This window comes from Bosea vestrisii (genome assembly GCF_030144325.1).
Taxonomy (GTDB): domain Bacteria; phylum Pseudomonadota; class Alphaproteobacteria; order Rhizobiales; family Beijerinckiaceae; genus Allobosea; species Allobosea vestrisii_A.
In genome coordinates this window covers 720930-735335 of record NZ_CP126307.1, presented here as the reverse complement: position 1 = coordinate 735335, position 14406 = coordinate 720930, and the positions used below count along the sequence as shown (strand labels likewise).

Here is a 14406-nt window from a genome sequence, read left to right as displayed (position 1 = left end):
AGGTTGAGGTCGGGGCCGTTGTCGGACGAGGCGGGGACCCAGCAGGGAGAGGGGGCAGTGCGCATTTGCGCCGGCGCAGGCGCGATTTCCTGCTCCGCTCCTGCAATTGACACATCTCCTCCCGGACACTGAACTCGGCTTAGGCCGATAACGGCCAAAGACACGGCAGCGGCGGCAGCCGAAGGCTGGTGGCATGCGCCATCGCCGGCCAGCCGACCGGCCGGATATCGGGAGGATGGCATGAAACGGATTGCTTGCCTGATGGCGGCTGCGCTGCTCGCGGCCGCATCGACCGCGCGGGCGCAGGAGGCGGTCAAGATCGGCATCCTCAACGATCAGTCCGGCAACTATGCCGAGTTCGGTGGCCTCGGCTCAGTCGAGGCGGCGAAGCTGGCGATCGAGGATTTCGGCGGCTCGGTACTGGGCAAGCCGATCGAGATCGTCGCCGCCGACCATCAGAACAAGCCTGACATCGCAGCCGGTTTTGCGCGGCGCTGGTATGACGTCGACGGCGTCACCGCGATTGCCGACCTGACCAATTCGGCCGTGGCGCTCGCGGTGGCGGGGATCGCGAAGGAGAAGCAGAAGGTCGCGCTCTATAACGGGCCGGCGACGACGCGGCTCTTCAACGAGGACTGCATGGCCACCGGCTTCATGTGGACCTTCGACACTGCGACCTCGGCCAAGGGCACGGCGCTGTCGGTCCTGCGCGAGGGCGGCGACAGCTGGTACATCATCGCGGCCGATTACGCTTTCGGCCACCAGCTCACCGCCGACATCGAATCGATCGTCGCGGCCAATGGCGGCAAGACGCTCGGCACCGTGCGCGCGCCGCTGTCGACGCCGGACTTCTCATCCTTCCTGCTGCAGGCGCAGGCCTCCAAGGCCAAGATCGTCGCCTTCGCCAATGCCGGAACCGACACGATCAACTCGATCAAGCAAGCCGGCGAGTTCGGCCTCGTCGACAGCGGCCAGAAGCTCGCGGCCATGGTCGTGGTGCTGAGCGACGTGCACGGACTCGGACTGGACAAGGCCAAGGGGTTGATCACCACCACCGCCTATTACCACGACGCCGACAAGCCGAGCCGCGCCTGGGCCGACCGCTATATGGCGCGCACCAAGAAGATGCCGGGCATGATCCAGGCCAGCGTCTATTCCTCCGTGCTGCACTACCTCAAGGCGGTGAAGGCGGCTGGCACGGCGTCGGGCCCGGCGGTCGCGGCCAAGATGAAGGAGCTGCCGGTCGATGACTTCTATGCGCCCGGCGCCAAGGTCCGCGAGGATGGCCGGCTGCTGAACGACATGCTGCTTGTCGAGGCCAAGGCCCCGTCGGAGTCGAAGGCGCCCTGGGACTACTTCAAGGTCGTCCGCAAGATTCCGGCGGCCGAGATCATCGCACCGCTGTCGGAGAGCAAGTGCCCGCTGGTGAAGAAGTGACGCAAGCTCGGTTGGGCGCCCCCGGCTTGACAGGGCGCGCCCAACCGACTACCAGCGCGCAATCCGGTTTCAGATGAGCGATGCCGATGCCTTCGCAAGAAGGGTCGACGTCGCGTTCTCGCGTGGACTGGGTTCAAACGCTCCGCAAGGGCCGGCCTCCACCGGACGCGGAGTTCTTGTCATTGTCGTGGCGCCTCGCGTCGCGGCCGCAATGGAGAGGTGAAGAACATGGCTCGTATCGCGGGCGTCAACATTCCGACCGGCAAGCGCGTCGTCATCGGTCTGCAGTACATTCACGGCATTGGCGCCCAGAAGGCCAAGGAGATCTGCGAGAAGGTCGGCATCGCCGCCGAGCGCCGGGTCAACCAGCTGACCGACGCCGAGGTTCTCCAGATCCGCGAGACCATCGACCGCGACTATCTCGTCGAGGGCGATCTGCGCCGCGAAGTCTCGATGAACATCAAGCGCCTGATGGACCTCGGCTGCTATCGCGGCCTGCGCCATCGGCGCTCGCTGCCGGTGCGCGGCCAGCGTACCCACACCAACGCCCGTACCCGCAAGGGCAAGGCGAAGCCGATCGCCGGCAAGAAGAAGTGAGTTTCGGCGGGCCGGACAACCGGCCCGCTGTATTTTACGTCGCCTGACCCGCTCGCGGGCAGGCGATATCCCCAGCGCCTGGAATCACGGGCGCGCCTGAAGGATGGAAGAAAGAGACTATGGCCAAGGAAGCCCAACGCGTCCGTCGTCGCGAACGCAAGAACATCGTTTCCGGCGTCGCGCATGTGAACGCCTCGTTCAACAACACCATGATCACCATCACCGACGCTCAGGGCAACACGATCTCGTGGTCGTCCGCCGGCACGATGGGTTTCAAGGGTTCGCGCAAGTCGACCCCCTATGCCGCTCAGGTCGCCGCCGAAGACGCCGCCCGCAAGGCTGCCGAGCATGGCATGCGCACCCTCGAAGTCGAGGTCACCGGTCCGGGCTCGGGTCGCGAGTCGGCGCTGCGTGCGCTGCAGGCCGCCGGTTTCACCGTCACCTCGATCCGCGACGTGACGCCGATCCCGCACAATGGCTGCCGGCCGCGCAAGCGTCGCCGCGTCTGAGCCATAAGCTGGATCGAAGCGGCGTCCGCAGGGGCGGACGCCGGTACGGGGCGGCCCGCCGCCGCCATTATTGAATCACCAGGAGTGCGGTCGTGATCAGCAAGAATTGGCAGGATCTGTCCAAGCCTAACAAGCTCGAAGTCAAGGTCGGCGACGACCCGAAGCGTCAGGCCACCGTGATTGCGCGTCCGCTCGAGCGTGGCTTCGGCATGACGCTCGGCAACGCGCTGCGTCGCGTGCTGCTCTCCTCGCTCCAGGGCGCGGCCGTCACCGCCGTCCAGATCGACGGCGTGTTGCATGAGTTCTCCTCGATCCCGGGCGTCCGCGAGGACGTCACCGACATCGTCCTGAACATCAAGGCGATCGCCATCAAGATGCAGGGCGAGGGTCCCAAGCGCATGACCCTGCGCAAGACCGGCCCGGGCACCGTCACTGCCGGCGACATCAATACCATCGGCGACGTCTCGATCCTCAACCCCGAGCTCGTGCTCTGCACGCTCGACGAGGGCTCCGAGATCCGCATGGAGTTCACGGTCAACACCGGCAAGGGCTACGTCCCCTCCGAGCAGAACCGTCCCGAGGACGCGCCGATCGGCCTGATCCCGGTCGACAGCCTCTACTCGCCGGTCAAGAAGGTCTCCTATCGCGTCGAGAACACTCGCGAGGGCCAGAACCTCGACCGCGACATGCTGACCATGCAGATCGAGACCAACGGCTCGGTCACCCCCGAGGACGCGCTGGCGCTCGCCGCCCGCATCCTGCAGGACCAGCTCGCCGTCTTCATCACCTTCGAAGAGCCGCGCAAGGAAGAGGCCGTCTCGACCGCGCCGCAGCTGCCGTTCAACCCGGCTCTGCTCAAGAAGGTCGACGAGCTTGAACTGTCGGTCCGCTCGGCGAATTGCCTGAAGAACGACAACATCGTCTATATCGGCGACCTGATCCAGAAGTCGGAGGGCGAGATGCTGCGCACCCCGAACTTCGGCCGCAAGTCGCTGAACGAGATCAAGGAAGTGCTCGCCACCATGGGCCTCCATCTCGGCATGGACGTGCAGGGCTGGCCGCCGGAGAACATCGAAGAGCTGGCGAAGCGCTTCGAAGAGCACTACTGAGACCCCGGCGCGGGACCGCTTCCCGCGCCATCCCCGCACGGCGTCAAACACGCCGGAGCATAAAGGACGGCCGTTCCGTGGCACGGCGGCCGTAAGCAACGAAGGAGCCAAACATGCGTCACGGATTTCGCGGTCGCCGCTTCAACCGCACGGTCGAGCATCGCCAGGCGATGTTCGCCAACATGGCCCAGGCCCTGATCAAGCACGAGCAGATCACCACCACGCTGCCGAAGGCCAAGGACTTGCGTCCGGTCGTCGAGAAGCTGATCACGCTCGGCAAGCGCGGCGACCTGCACGCCCGCCGCCAGGCGATCGCGCAGATCAAGGACGTCGCCATCGTCGGCAAGCTCTTCGCGGTCCTCGGCCCGCGCTACAAGGAGCGCAATGGCGGCTATCTGCGCATCATGAAGGCTGGCTTCCGCTTCGGCGACAATGCCCCGCTCGCCGTGATCGAGTTCGTCGATCGCGACGTCGAGGCCAAGGGCAAGGATTCCGGCCCGGTGTTCACGGCGGATGACGAGCAGGCGGCCTGAGCCTCACCGGCACCAAGCATTTTTGAAAAGGGCGGTCTTCGGGCCGCCCTTTTCGTTGGTCAAGGGCTGACCTGCCGAGGCTTTGACAGATATACGCATACGGGTGGATTCGAGCCTGGATATCCCGATGCGAGAGAGCCGTTTTGCCGCCTATGTCGATGCCGCTCGCAATGGGAAGAACGCCCTCTGGCGCATAGTCCTCGCGATCGCGTTCATCGCAATCGTCTGGTTCGCGGCCTTCCTCGTTCTTCTGTATGCCGGCGTGGCCATCATATTGGCCAGAAAGGGGTATTGGCCGTTCGGTTTCGACGAGGTTCTCGAAGCCTTTGACTACGAGGCACTGATCGCCGAGCCGATCGGCACCGTGGTTTTCCTGCTGTCGATCGCCTCATTATGGATCGGCGTGTGGCTGGTCCTTAAGCTCATCCACGGGCGGTCGATCCGAGACCTGTTCGGCATCGACCGCCGACTGTATTGGCCGGATTTTGCCAGAAGCACCATAGTGACGCTGGTCGTGGGAGTCGCCTTGGGGCCGATTGCGTTGCTGATCGATCCCACTGTCGTCCGGGGCAGCATCAGCCTCTCCGATTGGGTCGCGGCTGTGCCGTTGCTGCTTGTCGCGTTGTTCCTGCAAACCTCGGCGGAGGAGGTCGCATTTCGCGGTTATCTTCAGCAGGTTCTCGCGGTACGTTTCGCAACACCGATCATTTGGCTCGCGCTGCCGGCAGCGCTTTTCACCCTTTTGCACTGGCAGGCGGATGCCACTACCGCGATGAACTTGGCCGGGCTCTTTGTCGTCCTTGGAGTCTCTTTGAGCATGACCTGGCTCCTCATGGCGAGCGGCAATCTGGCGGCTGCCATGGGGATGCATTTCGGCAACAATATCGGCGTGGTCATGCTCTTCTCCCACCAGCCGGAGCTAGGAGCGGCGGCTTTGTTCACGGGGCGGTCCATCCTGGATCCGAACTGGACAGTGGCCCAGGCGGTGATGTTCGGGCTGTACGGTGTTTTGGTCGTGGGCGTCACGCAGATCCTTCTCCTGCATCGTGCGTCTCCAGTCCGGCTGCGATCGTTGCCGTAGTGGGGCGGCTGCGCTCACGATTGCTGCGAGAAATTGTTGCGCCCACTCGCGCTTTTCGCTGCGTCAGGCCGATGTTAGCCTCACCTCGAACCGGGCAGGGCGGCTCAATGCCGCTGTGGAAACAAGCCCGTGATCGAGGGAGATATCCGCATGAAGCGCGCTGCTCTGGCCATTCTCGTTGCCATCGCCGTCCTGCCGGCTCAGGCCCAGGACAAGTATCCGTCGAAGCCGATCAACATGCTGGTGCCGTTCGCGGCCGGCGGTTCGTCCGACGTGATCGCGCGCCTCGTCGGCGATGAGATGAGCCGGATTCTCGGTCAGCGCATCGTCATGGAGAATATGGGCGGGGCGGGTGGTGCGACCGCGCTGACACGCGCGGCCCGGGCCGAGCCCGACGGCTACACGATCGTGATCGGCAACAGCGGCACCAATGCCGCCTCCTACACGATCTACAACGACCTGAAATACACGCCGGCCGATTTCGTGCCGATCGGCCTCGTCGCCAAGACCTCGCCGATGATCGCGCTGAAGCTCGACTTCCCGGCCAAGGATCTCAAAGAGTTCCTCGACTACGCCAGGAAGAATCCCGGCAAGATCAGCCTCGGCCATGCCGGCGTCGGTTCGTCGAACTATCTGATCTGCCGCAATTTCCTCAAGGCGTCCGGGCTCGACGTGGCACTGGTGAGCTATCGCGGCGCCGGTCCTGCGCTGAACGATCTGATGGGCGGCCAGATCGACGGCGTCTGCGATGCCGCGACTTCGCTCTCCGGCGCCGTCCAGGGCAACAAGGTCAAGGCGCTGGTGGTGGCGACGCCGCAGCGGCTGCCGAGCCTGCCGGAGGTGCCGACCGCGGCTGAGGCCGGGCTGCCGGCCTTCCAGGCCCAGGGCTGGAACGCGATCTTTGCACCGAAGGGCACGCCGCAGCCGGTGATCGACAGGCTGAACGAGGCGCTGCGGACGGCGCTCGCCAGCGAGAGGCTGCATGGGCGTTTCAAGGAGCTTTCGTCCGTGCTGCCCGAGAAGGATGAGATGTCGCCGGAGTTCGTCGCCAAGATGCTTCCGGCCGAGATCGAGAAGTACAAGGTGCTGCTCAGCGACGCGAAGTAAGGGTCAGGCGCGAGCGCTGGCGAGCTCGCCGGCAAGATCGAGCAGCACGTCGAGCGGCTGCTCGAAGATTTCGGTATCCGGCGCGATGCCATAGAGTCCGAAGATGAATTCGGTCGTCTGATCGTGCTCGGCATAGGCCATTGCCCAGCCAGCGAACTGCCGTTGATCGACGGCATCCTGCGCCAACAGGCGCAGCTCGGCATGGCGTGGATCGACCATGATCCGGCCATAGGTTTCCGCGATAGAACCGGCCTCGCCTTCGAGGATCTGGGCAAATCCGCCCCGCGTTGCCATCAGGAAGCCCGTGACATGTCTTTCGGCATTGAGCCGCCGCGCCGTCTCGAGAATGCGCGCGAGCCCGATGCGTCGATCCGCCTCGACGAGTCGGCTGCGGCTGGCATAAACAAGGCGCACGAGGCTCACGTCGAGGGTCCTTTCGTGGGCAGGGCGGGTGTTTCGCAACCCGGAACAGGAACGCGCTGCGCGTGTTCTCGACAGTGTCCGGGATGCTGTCGCGGAGGGATGGTTCAGCATCTGAACTGCCGAGGCGGCTGTTTTGTTTCAAGAAGGAGATCGGCATGCGCCGTTCCATCATGCCGAACCGAGATCAACTTGCCGCCCTCGTCCTCGGTCTTGGGCTGTCTGTAGGCGCGCCCATGCTGGCGCTGGCGCAGGCCCGTCAGGTGCCCGAGGCGCGCCAGCAGATCACGCTGTCCTTCGCCCCCGTCGTGCAGAAGACGGCGCCGTCCGTGGTCAACGTCTATGGCGCGCGCGTCGAGCGGCGGCCGCAGAACCCGTTCATGGACGATCCGTTCTTCCGCCGCTTCTTCGGCGATGGCGGCTTCGGCCTGCCGCGCGAGCAGGTGCAGCGCTCGCTCGGCTCGGGCGTGATCGTCGATGCCGGCGGGCTGGTGGTCACCAACAACCACGTCATCGAGGGCATGACCGAGGTCAAGGTCGCGCTTGCGGACAAGCGCGAGTTCGAAGCGACGATCCTGCTGCGCGACCCGCGCACGGATCTCGCCGTGCTCAAGCTCAAGGGCGCCAAGGATCTGGCTGCGATCGAACTCGGCGATTCCGATACGCTGCAGATCGGCGACCTCGTGCTGGCGATCGGCAACCCGTTCGGCGTCGGCCAGACGGTGACCCAGGGCATCATCTCGGCACTGGCGCGCACCCAGGTCGGCGTCGGTGACGCCCAGTCCTTCATCCAGACCGATGCGGCGATCAACCCCGGCAATTCCGGCGGCGCGCTGGTCGACATGCAGGGCCGGCTTACCGGCATCAACACCGCAATCTTCTCGAAGTCGGGCGGCAGCGTCGGCATCGGCTTCGCCATTCCCTCTGCCATGGTTCGTGTCGTCGTGGACAGCGCCAGGACGGGGGCGAGCAGCGTCCGCCGGGCCTGGTTCGGGGCCCGGCTGCAGGCATTGACTCAGGACGTCGCTGACGGGCTCGGACTCGATCGGCCAGCCGGTTCGGTCGTCGCCAGCGTGGTCGAGTCGGGGCCGGCGGCCGAAGGCGGCCTCAAGCGCTCTGATGTGATCCTCGCCGTCGACGGCGTCGGCGTCGACGACCCTGAGAGCTTCGGCTACCGCTTCGCAACCCGGCCGATCGGCGGCACCACGCAGCTCACCGTGTTGCGGAGTGGCAAGCGCATCACCGTTCCCATCAAGCTGACGCCGGCCCCGGAGACGCGCCCGCGCGAGCCGGTCAAGGTCGCCGGCCGCTCGCCCTTCACCGGCCTGACCGTGCTGAACCTGTCGCCGGCCGTCGCCGAGGAACTCTCGATCGACCTCTCGACCGAGGGCGTCGTCGTCAGCGAGATCGAGGAGGGCAGCGCGGCCGCCCGTGTCGGCTTCCGCAAGGGCGATCTGATCGTCGCGATCAATGGCGAGCGCATCAACGCCTCGCGCGACATCGAACTGGCGACGCGCGAGCGCAAGCGCTCCTGGGAGGTGACGATCTCGCGGGGTGGCCAGAGCGTGACCTCGACATTCGGCGGGTGAGGTGAGCGACCTCTTCTCCGCTTCAGGCCTCGACAAATCCGGCCCGCGCCCGCTCGCGGACCGGGTGCGGCCGACGACGCTCGGCGAAGTAGCCGGCCAGGATCACCTGACCGGCCCCGACGGCGTGCTGAGCCGGTTGATCGCCTCGGGCTCGCTCGGCAGCCTGATCTTCTGGGGGCCGCCCGGCACCGGCAAGACGACGGTGGCGCGCCTGCTGGCGGGGCAGACCGATCTCGGTTTCGAGCAGATCAGCGCGATCTTCTCCGGCGTTGCCGATCTCAAGAAGGCCTTCGACGGGGCACGCGGCCGCCGGCTCGGCGGCAAGGGCACCTTGCTCTTCGTCGACGAGATCCACCGCTTCAACCGGGCCCAGCAGGACGCCTTCCTGCCGGTGATGGAGGACGGCACGATCACGCTGGTCGGCGCCACCACCGAGAACCCGTCCTTCGCGCTCAACGCCGCGCTGCTCTCGCGGGCCCGCGTCCTGACCTTCAAGGCGCTCGACGAGGGCGCTCTGCTCTTCCTGCTCGGCCGGGCCGAGGCGCTGGAGCACCGCGAATTGCCGCTGACGCCGGAAGCGCGCCTCGCGCTGGCGCGGTTCGCCGATGGCGACGGGCGGGCGGTGCTGACGCTGGCCGAGGAGACCTGGCGCGCCGCCAAGCCGGACGAGATCTTCGACGAGGCGGGCCTCAGCGAGGTGATCCAGCGCCGCGCGCCGATCTACGACAAGGCGCAGGACGGCCACTACAATCTGATTTCGGCCCTGCACAAGACGATCCGCGGCTCCGATCCGGATGCGGCGCTCTATTATTTCGCCCGCATGCTCGACGCCGGCGAGGATCCGCGTTTCCTGGCGCGCCGGCTGGTGCGCATGGCGGTCGAGGATATCGGGCTCGCCGACCCGCAGGCGCTGGTGCATGCCCGCGCCGCTGCGGAGACCTATGAGCAGCTCGGCTCGCCCGAGGGCGAGCTCGCACTGGCGAACACGGTGATCTATCTCGCCACCGCGCCGAAATCGAACGCGGCCTATGTCGCCTACAAGGCGGCGGTGAGCGTCGCCAAGCAGGCGGGATCGCTGACGCCGCCCAAGACCATCCTGAACGCGCCGACCAAGCTGATGAAGAGCGAGGGCTACGGCGCCGACTACGCCTACGACCACGATGCACCCGACGCCTTTTCCGGCCAGAACTACTGGCCCGACGCGCTCGGCCGCCAGCGCTTCTACGATCCGCCGGAGCGCGGTTTCGAGCGCGAGATCAGGAAGCGGCTGGAGTACTGGGAGAAGCTGCGGCAGGAGCGGGGGGAGTAGGGCAGGCTCAGCTCGCGTCATGCTCGGGCTTGACCCGAGCATCTCAGGCCGCGTGAGCTCCGATCAGCTCCTTCTCGTCCTGAGATTCTCGGGTCTGCGCTTCTCTCCGCCCGAGAATGACGTCGTAGTGGGGCCGACGGGCTCGGCTCAAAAACTCCGTTCAATAAAAACCTGCGTCGAAATCTGACGCCCCGCTAGCCCAACCGGGATCTCCCGGCCGGTCAGTGCGATCTTCGCCCAGGCGATCGAGCTTTCGATCCCGGCCTTGAAGCCCTCGACCGGGGTCCAGACCAGGTTGGCGGCGAGGCGGTCGATCCTGACTTCGCCGCGCAGCTGGCCCGGCAGCGGCACCTCCAGCCAATAGCGGCTGAGATAGGCGTTGCTGGCGATCTGCTCGGTCCATTCGTAGCGGCCGGAGACGACCGCGGAGAAGCCGCGCGTGGCATCGCTCGCTAGCAGCACGCGGCTGACGGTGCGAGCGTCGAGCTGCGAGCCGATATAGGGCGCGCCGTCGATCGCGCCGGCGAGCTGGGCGGTCAGGTTCCAGCCATGCCCGAACGCTTCGCCTTCATAGGTCGCGCCGAGGATGCCGGCACGCCCGAAGCGCGACGGCGTGCCGGGGATTTCGCGCAGGGCCAGCGCGCCATGCACGGTCCAGCCGCCCTGTGCATAGACCAGTCGGCCGATGGCGTCGGGTACGCGCCGGCCGCTCGGGATCGGCGCGGTCGAGGAGGTGTTGCCGAGTGCCGGATCCTCGAGGGCGAGCGTCGCTGTCCAGCTCTCGGTCAGCGGCAACTCGAGCGCGATCACCCCGACGGTGCGGGAGGGCACGCGTGTCGAGAAGATGAACTCGTCGCCGGTCCAGAAGGAGAAGCGCGAGGCATCGAGCCCGAAGGTCCAGGGGCCGATCAGGATCGTCGCCTCGTCGATCGAGTTCTCGCTGACACCGTCGACCGGGCTGTACAGGGTGAAGCCGAAGGCGGTGCCGATGCGCAGCCCCGACGAAAGCTCATGCGAGGTTGCGATCCGGAAGGCGGCGCTGACCGAAAAGGACGTCGCATCGGAAGGCGGCGGCGGGCCGAGGCGCGATGCCCGGAAGGAATCGCGCTGCATGCCGGCGCTGACCGTGCCGGTGATCGACAGGCAGGTGGCTGACCCCGGCAGGACGAGGCCGCGCTGTGGCGGATCGTCGTCATCGTCCTCTTCGTCGTCGCTGTCGTCGTCCGCCTCGTCCTTGCTCGAAGCCGCGGGCTCCGCCGGCTCGCTGGTGAAGAGCGGTTTGGTCTCGGGCAGCGCGATGGTGCAGGCGCGGGCGAAGCTCGCAGCCTGTGCCGGGCGGGACGGTAACCGTGCCGGCGCGGCGAGGGCGGTTTGCGAGAGGAGCACGTGGCCGAGGCCGACAAGCAAGGCCGCGCGCCAGAACGCTGCACGGGTACGCTCGCCTCCCGGTTCTGAACCGCATGCCATCAGTGCGTTGATCACCCCTTGTGTCACGGCGTTTCTGCCGGTCGCGGAGGTGGCAAGTCAATCGCGCCGGCGGTGGTCTGCTGGCAATTGCAGGCCGCTAAGGCGCTGCCGGCCTCAGTCCGCCGCAGCTTCGCCGCGAATCCCATAGGCGACGAGCGAGAACCAGCCGAAGAGCACGAGGCCGGCGCCGCCGACGATCACCCCGGCCCAGGATGGGTTGGCCATGCCCGCGGCGACAAGCGCTGGCGCCAGCAACGCCGTGGCAACGCTGTAGAGCGCCCAATCGCGCTTGCCGACGGCGCCGAACCGGCGCGCCATGACGAAGCAGGCCGCGATCAGCGACAGGAACGAGACGAGGAACGCCACCATGTGCAAGGCGCCGGTGACGCTGATCTGCGGCGCCTGGCCGGGGGCGGGAAGCGGATCGGGCCCGAACACGCCGGCGCCGATCATGCCGAGGCCGTAGAGGCCGGCGAGGATAGGGCCCGCGCTGCCGCCGCGCTGGTCGCGCAGTACCCGGCGCAAACCGATCGCGCCGGCGAGTGCGAGGGCGCCGGTCACCAGGAAGTTCGCGACCTGGATCCAGCCGAGCTCACCGAGTGCCAGGAAGCTGATGGGCTGGGTGCGGATGTCGTATTCCGGCCTCAACGCCAGCTGCAGGACGGCTAGGGCGTAGAAGACAGGCGTGCTCGCCACGCCGCAGGCGAGGAGGGCGCGATCGAGAGATTGGGACGGAGCGGTTTGCATCTGGCTCTCCATGAGCGAACAGGGTAGAATGGAACTGAACGGTTTAGTACAACTAAACTGTGTAGTTTCATTCATACTGTCAAGCCCCGGCGGAGCCGCGCCATGTCGCAAGCCACTCTCGACCGATCCGAGCGCAAGCGCGGCACCGTCATCGAAGCGGCGACGAGCCTTTTCCTGAGCAAGGGCTATGACGGAACCACCATGGACGAGGTCGCGGCGCTGGCGGGCGTGTCGAAGCCGACGCTCTACCGCTATTTCGCCGACAAGGAGCGGCTCTATGCCGAGATCGTTGCGGCAACCACGGACAGTATCGACGGATTGCTGAAGCTGGTGGCCGACGAGCTTGCTGCCTCCGACGATCCGAGGGAGGGGTTAGGCCGGCTCGCGAGCAAGTTCCTGACGGCGCTGATGCAGCCTGACCTGCTGCGCCTGCGCCGGCTGGTGATCGCTAATGCCGAGCGGTTTCCCGAGGTCGGGCAGGGCTGGTTCAGCCGCGGCTTCGGCAGAGTGCTCCAGACGCTGTCGGGTGCCTTCCAGCGTTATGCCGCCAATGGCCGCCTGAGGATGGACGATCCCTTGCTGGCGGCCGACCATTTCGCCGGGCTGGTGCTCTGGATACCCCTCAACCGCGCGATGTTCAGCGGCAATTGCGACAGCGATCCGGCCGAGCTCGCCCGCTATGCAGACGCTGCGGTCGATGCCTTCCTGCGGGGCTATGGCACCGAGGCGGCCAAATAAGGAGCAGATCGGGCCGAAACGGGTATACCTGCAGCGGATTTCGTTTGTGCACGCTGGCACGGCGCTCTATGCCTCAGCGATGCTTTCAACCGCTCTCGTCTTCCTCGGCGCCGGCATCGGCGGCGTGCTCCGGCACGGCGTCAACGTCGTCTCGCTGAAATGGCTCGGTCCTTCGTTCCCCTTTGGGACGATGGCGATCAACATCCTCGGCTCCGGTGTGATGGGGCTGGTCGCCGGCTTCCTCGCCTTCAAGGCCGGCGAGGGCTGGACGCAGAATGCGCGCCTCTTCCTCGCCACCGGCATTTTGGGCGGCTTCACCACCTTCTCGGCCTTCTCGCTCGACGCGGTGCTGCTCTGGGAGCGCGGCGAGGTGTTGCCGGCTGCATTCTATGTGCTCGGCTCGGTCGTCCTTTCGCTTGCGGCGCTCGTCGCGGGATTGTCCATTGTGCGGGGGCTGACATGAGAACCGGCGGCAAGGGAACTGGCGGGCCTGCGCGAGGCAACGGCCCCAAGCGCGGCGGCAGGCTGCCTGCCTCCGGCGCGCCGAAGGGCAAGCGCCCGAGCCATGATGCGCGCCGCTCGGCCCGCGCCAGGCCGCGTCCGGCAGAGGAAGAGGTCGTGCGCACCGAGCCGACGCGCAACCCGAAGCCACATCATCCCGCGCCGAGAGCGGCGGGCCCGCGCAAGCCCGCACCGCGCAAGCCGCCGATCACGGAGGCGCCGACGCGTGCCGAGGTCAAGGCCGTGACCGCCGAGGTGCTCTCGACCGGCGTGCAGCAGCTCGTGGTGACGCCGGACGAGAACGAGATGCGGATCGACCGCTTCCTCGAAGCGCGCTTCCCACAGCTCTCCTTCAGCCATATCCAGCGCATCGTCCGGAAGGGCGAACTGCGGGTCAACGGCAAGCGTGCCGACAGCAAGGACCGGCTCGAGGCCGGCCAGACCGTGCGCATCCCGCCGCTCAAGCTGGAGCAGGCGGCGGAGCGGCCGCGCTCGGCCAAGGCCGATGGCGACACGATCGGCTTCCTGCGCTCGATCACGCTCTATGAGGATGACGACGTCATCGTCCTCAACAAGCCGGCGGGTCTGGCTGTCCAGGGCGGCTCAGGCACGACGCGGCATGTCGACGGCATGCTCGATGCCCTCACCGGCAAGGACGGGCAGAAGCCGCGCCTCGTGCACCGACTCGACAAGGACACGGCCGGCTGCCTTGTCATCGCCAAGTCGCGCTTTGCCGCGGCGACGCTCGCCAAGACCTTCCGCTCGCGTTCGGCTCGCAAGGTCTACTGGGCGCTGGTCGCCGGCGTGCCGCGCGTCCGCCAGGGCCGGATCTCGACCTATCTCGCGCGCGAAGAGGCCTATGACGGCGACCAGCGCATGGCGATCGCCGAGCATGGCGGGGAGGGTGCCATGCATGCCGTCACCTATTACGCCGTGGTCGAGACCGCGGCGCAGAAGCTCGGCTGGCTCTCGCTCAAGCCGGTGACCGGCCGCACCCACCAATTGCGCGCGCATGCCGCCCATATCGGCCATCCGATCGTCGGCGATCCCAAGTACTTCAACATCCAGAACTGGGAGCTGCCCGGCGGCATCCAGAACAAGCTGCACCTGCTCGCCCGGCGGATCGTGCTGCCGCATCCGCGCGGCAAGGGCACGATCGACGTCAGCGCGCCGCTGCCGCCGCATATGCGCCAGAGCTGGAACCTGCTCGGCTTCGAGGATGCGCCTTACGACCCGATCGTCGACGCGCCGGACGAATAGGG

General features: G+C 66.7%; 15 protein-coding genes. 12 read left to right on the top strand and 3 right to left on the bottom strand.

The window, feature by feature from the left end; all coding sequences use genetic code 11:
- The first annotated feature begins 240 nt into the window (after positions 1-240).
- The 7 genes from QO058_RS03515 (at position 241) to QO058_RS03485 (ending at position 6373) form a co-directional block, all read left to right on the top strand.
- On the top strand, positions 241-1437 hold the full coding sequence (locus QO058_RS03515) for an ABC transporter substrate-binding protein (RefSeq protein ID WP_284170353.1): 1197 nt from the start codon (positions 241-243) through the stop codon (positions 1435-1437).
- Between the two features lie 228 nt (positions 1438-1665).
- Positions 1666-2034 carry a 30S ribosomal protein S13 gene (rpsM, locus tag QO058_RS03510; protein ID WP_057193225.1) on the top strand — a complete coding sequence of 123 codons (369 nt, stop codon included), beginning with the start codon at positions 1666-1668 and terminating at the stop codon, positions 2032-2034.
- A 119-nt stretch (positions 2035-2153) separates the two neighbouring features.
- Positions 2154-2543, top strand: coding sequence for a 30S ribosomal protein S11 (rpsK, locus tag QO058_RS03505; protein ID WP_043237079.1), 390 nt, complete (start codon positions 2154-2156; stop codon positions 2541-2543).
- A 92-nt stretch (positions 2544-2635) separates the two neighbouring features.
- A complete protein-coding gene (locus QO058_RS03500; protein WP_110489267.1) occupies positions 2636-3652 on the top strand; it encodes a DNA-directed RNA polymerase subunit alpha in 1017 nt (338 codons plus the stop codon).
- A gap of 113 nt (positions 3653-3765) precedes the next feature.
- Complete coding sequence (gene rplQ, locus QO058_RS03495) at positions 3766-4185, top strand: 50S ribosomal protein L17 (protein ID WP_284170337.1); 420 nt, start codon at positions 3766-3768, stop codon at positions 4183-4185.
- Positions 4186-4312: 127 nt separating this feature from the next.
- Positions 4313-5266 carry a CPBP family intramembrane glutamic endopeptidase gene (locus QO058_RS03490; RefSeq protein WP_284170336.1) on the top strand — a complete coding sequence of 318 codons (954 nt, stop codon included), beginning with the start codon at positions 4313-4315 and terminating at the stop codon, positions 5264-5266.
- Positions 5267-5416: 150 nt separating this feature from the next.
- A complete protein-coding gene (locus tag QO058_RS03485; protein ID WP_284170335.1) occupies positions 5417-6373 on the top strand; it encodes a tripartite tricarboxylate transporter substrate-binding protein in 957 nt (318 codons plus the stop codon).
- A gap of 3 nt (positions 6374-6376) precedes the next feature.
- Here the strand turns inward: QO058_RS03485 and QO058_RS03480 are convergent, their stop codons facing one another.
- Complete coding sequence (locus QO058_RS03480) at positions 6377-6796, bottom strand: BLUF domain-containing protein (protein WP_284170333.1); 420 nt, start codon at positions 6794-6796, stop codon at positions 6377-6379.
- Between the two features lie 155 nt (positions 6797-6951).
- On the opposite strand from QO058_RS03480, the gene QO058_RS03475 reads away from it, so the two are divergent.
- Both QO058_RS03475 and QO058_RS03470 read left to right on the top strand, forming a co-directional pair.
- Positions 6952-8382 (top strand): DegQ family serine endoprotease, encoded by a 1431-nt coding sequence (locus QO058_RS03475; protein ID WP_432212009.1) that lies wholly within the window; start codon positions 6952-6954, stop codon positions 8380-8382.
- Between the two features lies 1 nt (position 8383).
- Positions 8384-9691, top strand: coding sequence for a replication-associated recombination protein A (locus QO058_RS03470; protein ID WP_284170331.1), 1308 nt, complete (start codon positions 8384-8386; stop codon positions 9689-9691).
- 147 nt (positions 9692-9838) lie between these two features.
- On the opposite strand, the gene QO058_RS03465 is transcribed toward QO058_RS03470, so the two are convergent.
- Together QO058_RS03465 and QO058_RS03460 are read right to left on the bottom strand one after the other, a co-directional pair.
- The gene (locus tag QO058_RS03465; RefSeq protein WP_284170330.1) at positions 9839-11098 is read right to left on the bottom strand and encodes a hypothetical protein; all 1260 of its coding nucleotides are present in this window, start codon (positions 11096-11098) and stop codon (positions 9839-9841) included.
- A gap of 174 nt (positions 11099-11272) precedes the next feature.
- Entirely contained in the window at positions 11273-11905 is a 633-nt protein-coding gene (locus QO058_RS03460; protein WP_284170329.1) for a DUF998 domain-containing protein, read from the bottom strand.
- Positions 11906-12007: 102 nt separating this feature from the next.
- Here QO058_RS03460 and QO058_RS03455 point away from each other — a divergent pair, with 102 nt between their 5' ends.
- The 3 genes from QO058_RS03455 to QO058_RS03445 all read left to right on the top strand — a co-directional run bounded on the left by QO058_RS03455 (position 12008) and on the right by QO058_RS03445 (position 14404).
- Positions 12008-12643 (top strand): TetR/AcrR family transcriptional regulator, encoded by a 636-nt coding sequence (locus QO058_RS03455; protein WP_284170328.1) that lies wholly within the window; start codon positions 12008-12010, stop codon positions 12641-12643.
- Between the two features lie 79 nt (positions 12644-12722).
- Positions 12723-13106 carry a fluoride efflux transporter CrcB gene (crcB, locus tag QO058_RS03450; RefSeq protein ID WP_284170327.1) on the top strand — a complete coding sequence of 128 codons (384 nt, stop codon included), beginning with the start codon at positions 12723-12725 and terminating at the stop codon, positions 13104-13106.
- Positions 13103-14404 carry an RluA family pseudouridine synthase gene (locus QO058_RS03445; RefSeq protein WP_284170326.1) on the top strand — a complete coding sequence of 434 codons (1302 nt, stop codon included), beginning with the start codon at positions 13103-13105 and terminating at the stop codon, positions 14402-14404. Before crcB ends, QO058_RS03445 begins: the two co-directional genes overlap by 4 nt.
- Positions 14405-14406: the final 2 nt, after the last annotated feature.

What these genes read in the sequence shown, in the direction of transcription:
- rpsK (WP_043237079.1), top strand. Translation starts at nt 2,154, where the DNA reads ATGGCCAAGGAAGCCCAACGCGTCCGTCGTCGCGAACGCAAGAACATC.
- QO058_RS03490 (WP_284170336.1), top strand. Translation starts at nt 4,313, where the DNA reads ATGCGAGAGAGCCGTTTTGCCGCCTATGTCGATGCCGCTCGCAATGGG.
- QO058_RS03445 (WP_284170326.1), top strand. Translation starts at nt 13,103, where the DNA reads ATGAGAACCGGCGGCAAGGGAACTGGCGGGCCTGCGCGAGGCAACGGC.
- rplQ (WP_284170337.1), top strand. Translation starts at nt 3,766, where the DNA reads ATGCGTCACGGATTTCGCGGTCGCCGCTTCAACCGCACGGTCGAGCAT.
- crcB (WP_284170327.1), top strand. Translation starts at nt 12,723, where the DNA reads ATGCTTTCAACCGCTCTCGTCTTCCTCGGCGCCGGCATCGGCGGCGTG.
- QO058_RS03460 (WP_284170329.1), bottom strand. Translation starts at nt 11,905, where the DNA reads ATGCAAACCGCTCCGTCCCAATCTCTCGATCGCGCCCTCCTCGCCTGC.
- QO058_RS03455 (WP_284170328.1), top strand. Translation starts at nt 12,008, where the DNA reads ATGTCGCAAGCCACTCTCGACCGATCCGAGCGCAAGCGCGGCACCGTC.
- QO058_RS03475 (WP_432212009.1), top strand. Translation starts at nt 6,952, where the DNA reads ATGCGCCGTTCCATCATGCCGAACCGAGATCAACTTGCCGCCCTCGTC.
- QO058_RS03485 (WP_284170335.1), top strand. Translation starts at nt 5,417, where the DNA reads ATGAAGCGCGCTGCTCTGGCCATTCTCGTTGCCATCGCCGTCCTGCCG.
- rpsM (WP_057193225.1), top strand. Translation starts at nt 1,666, where the DNA reads ATGGCTCGTATCGCGGGCGTCAACATTCCGACCGGCAAGCGCGTCGTC.
- QO058_RS03515 (WP_284170353.1), top strand. Translation starts at nt 241, where the DNA reads ATGAAACGGATTGCTTGCCTGATGGCGGCTGCGCTGCTCGCGGCCGCA.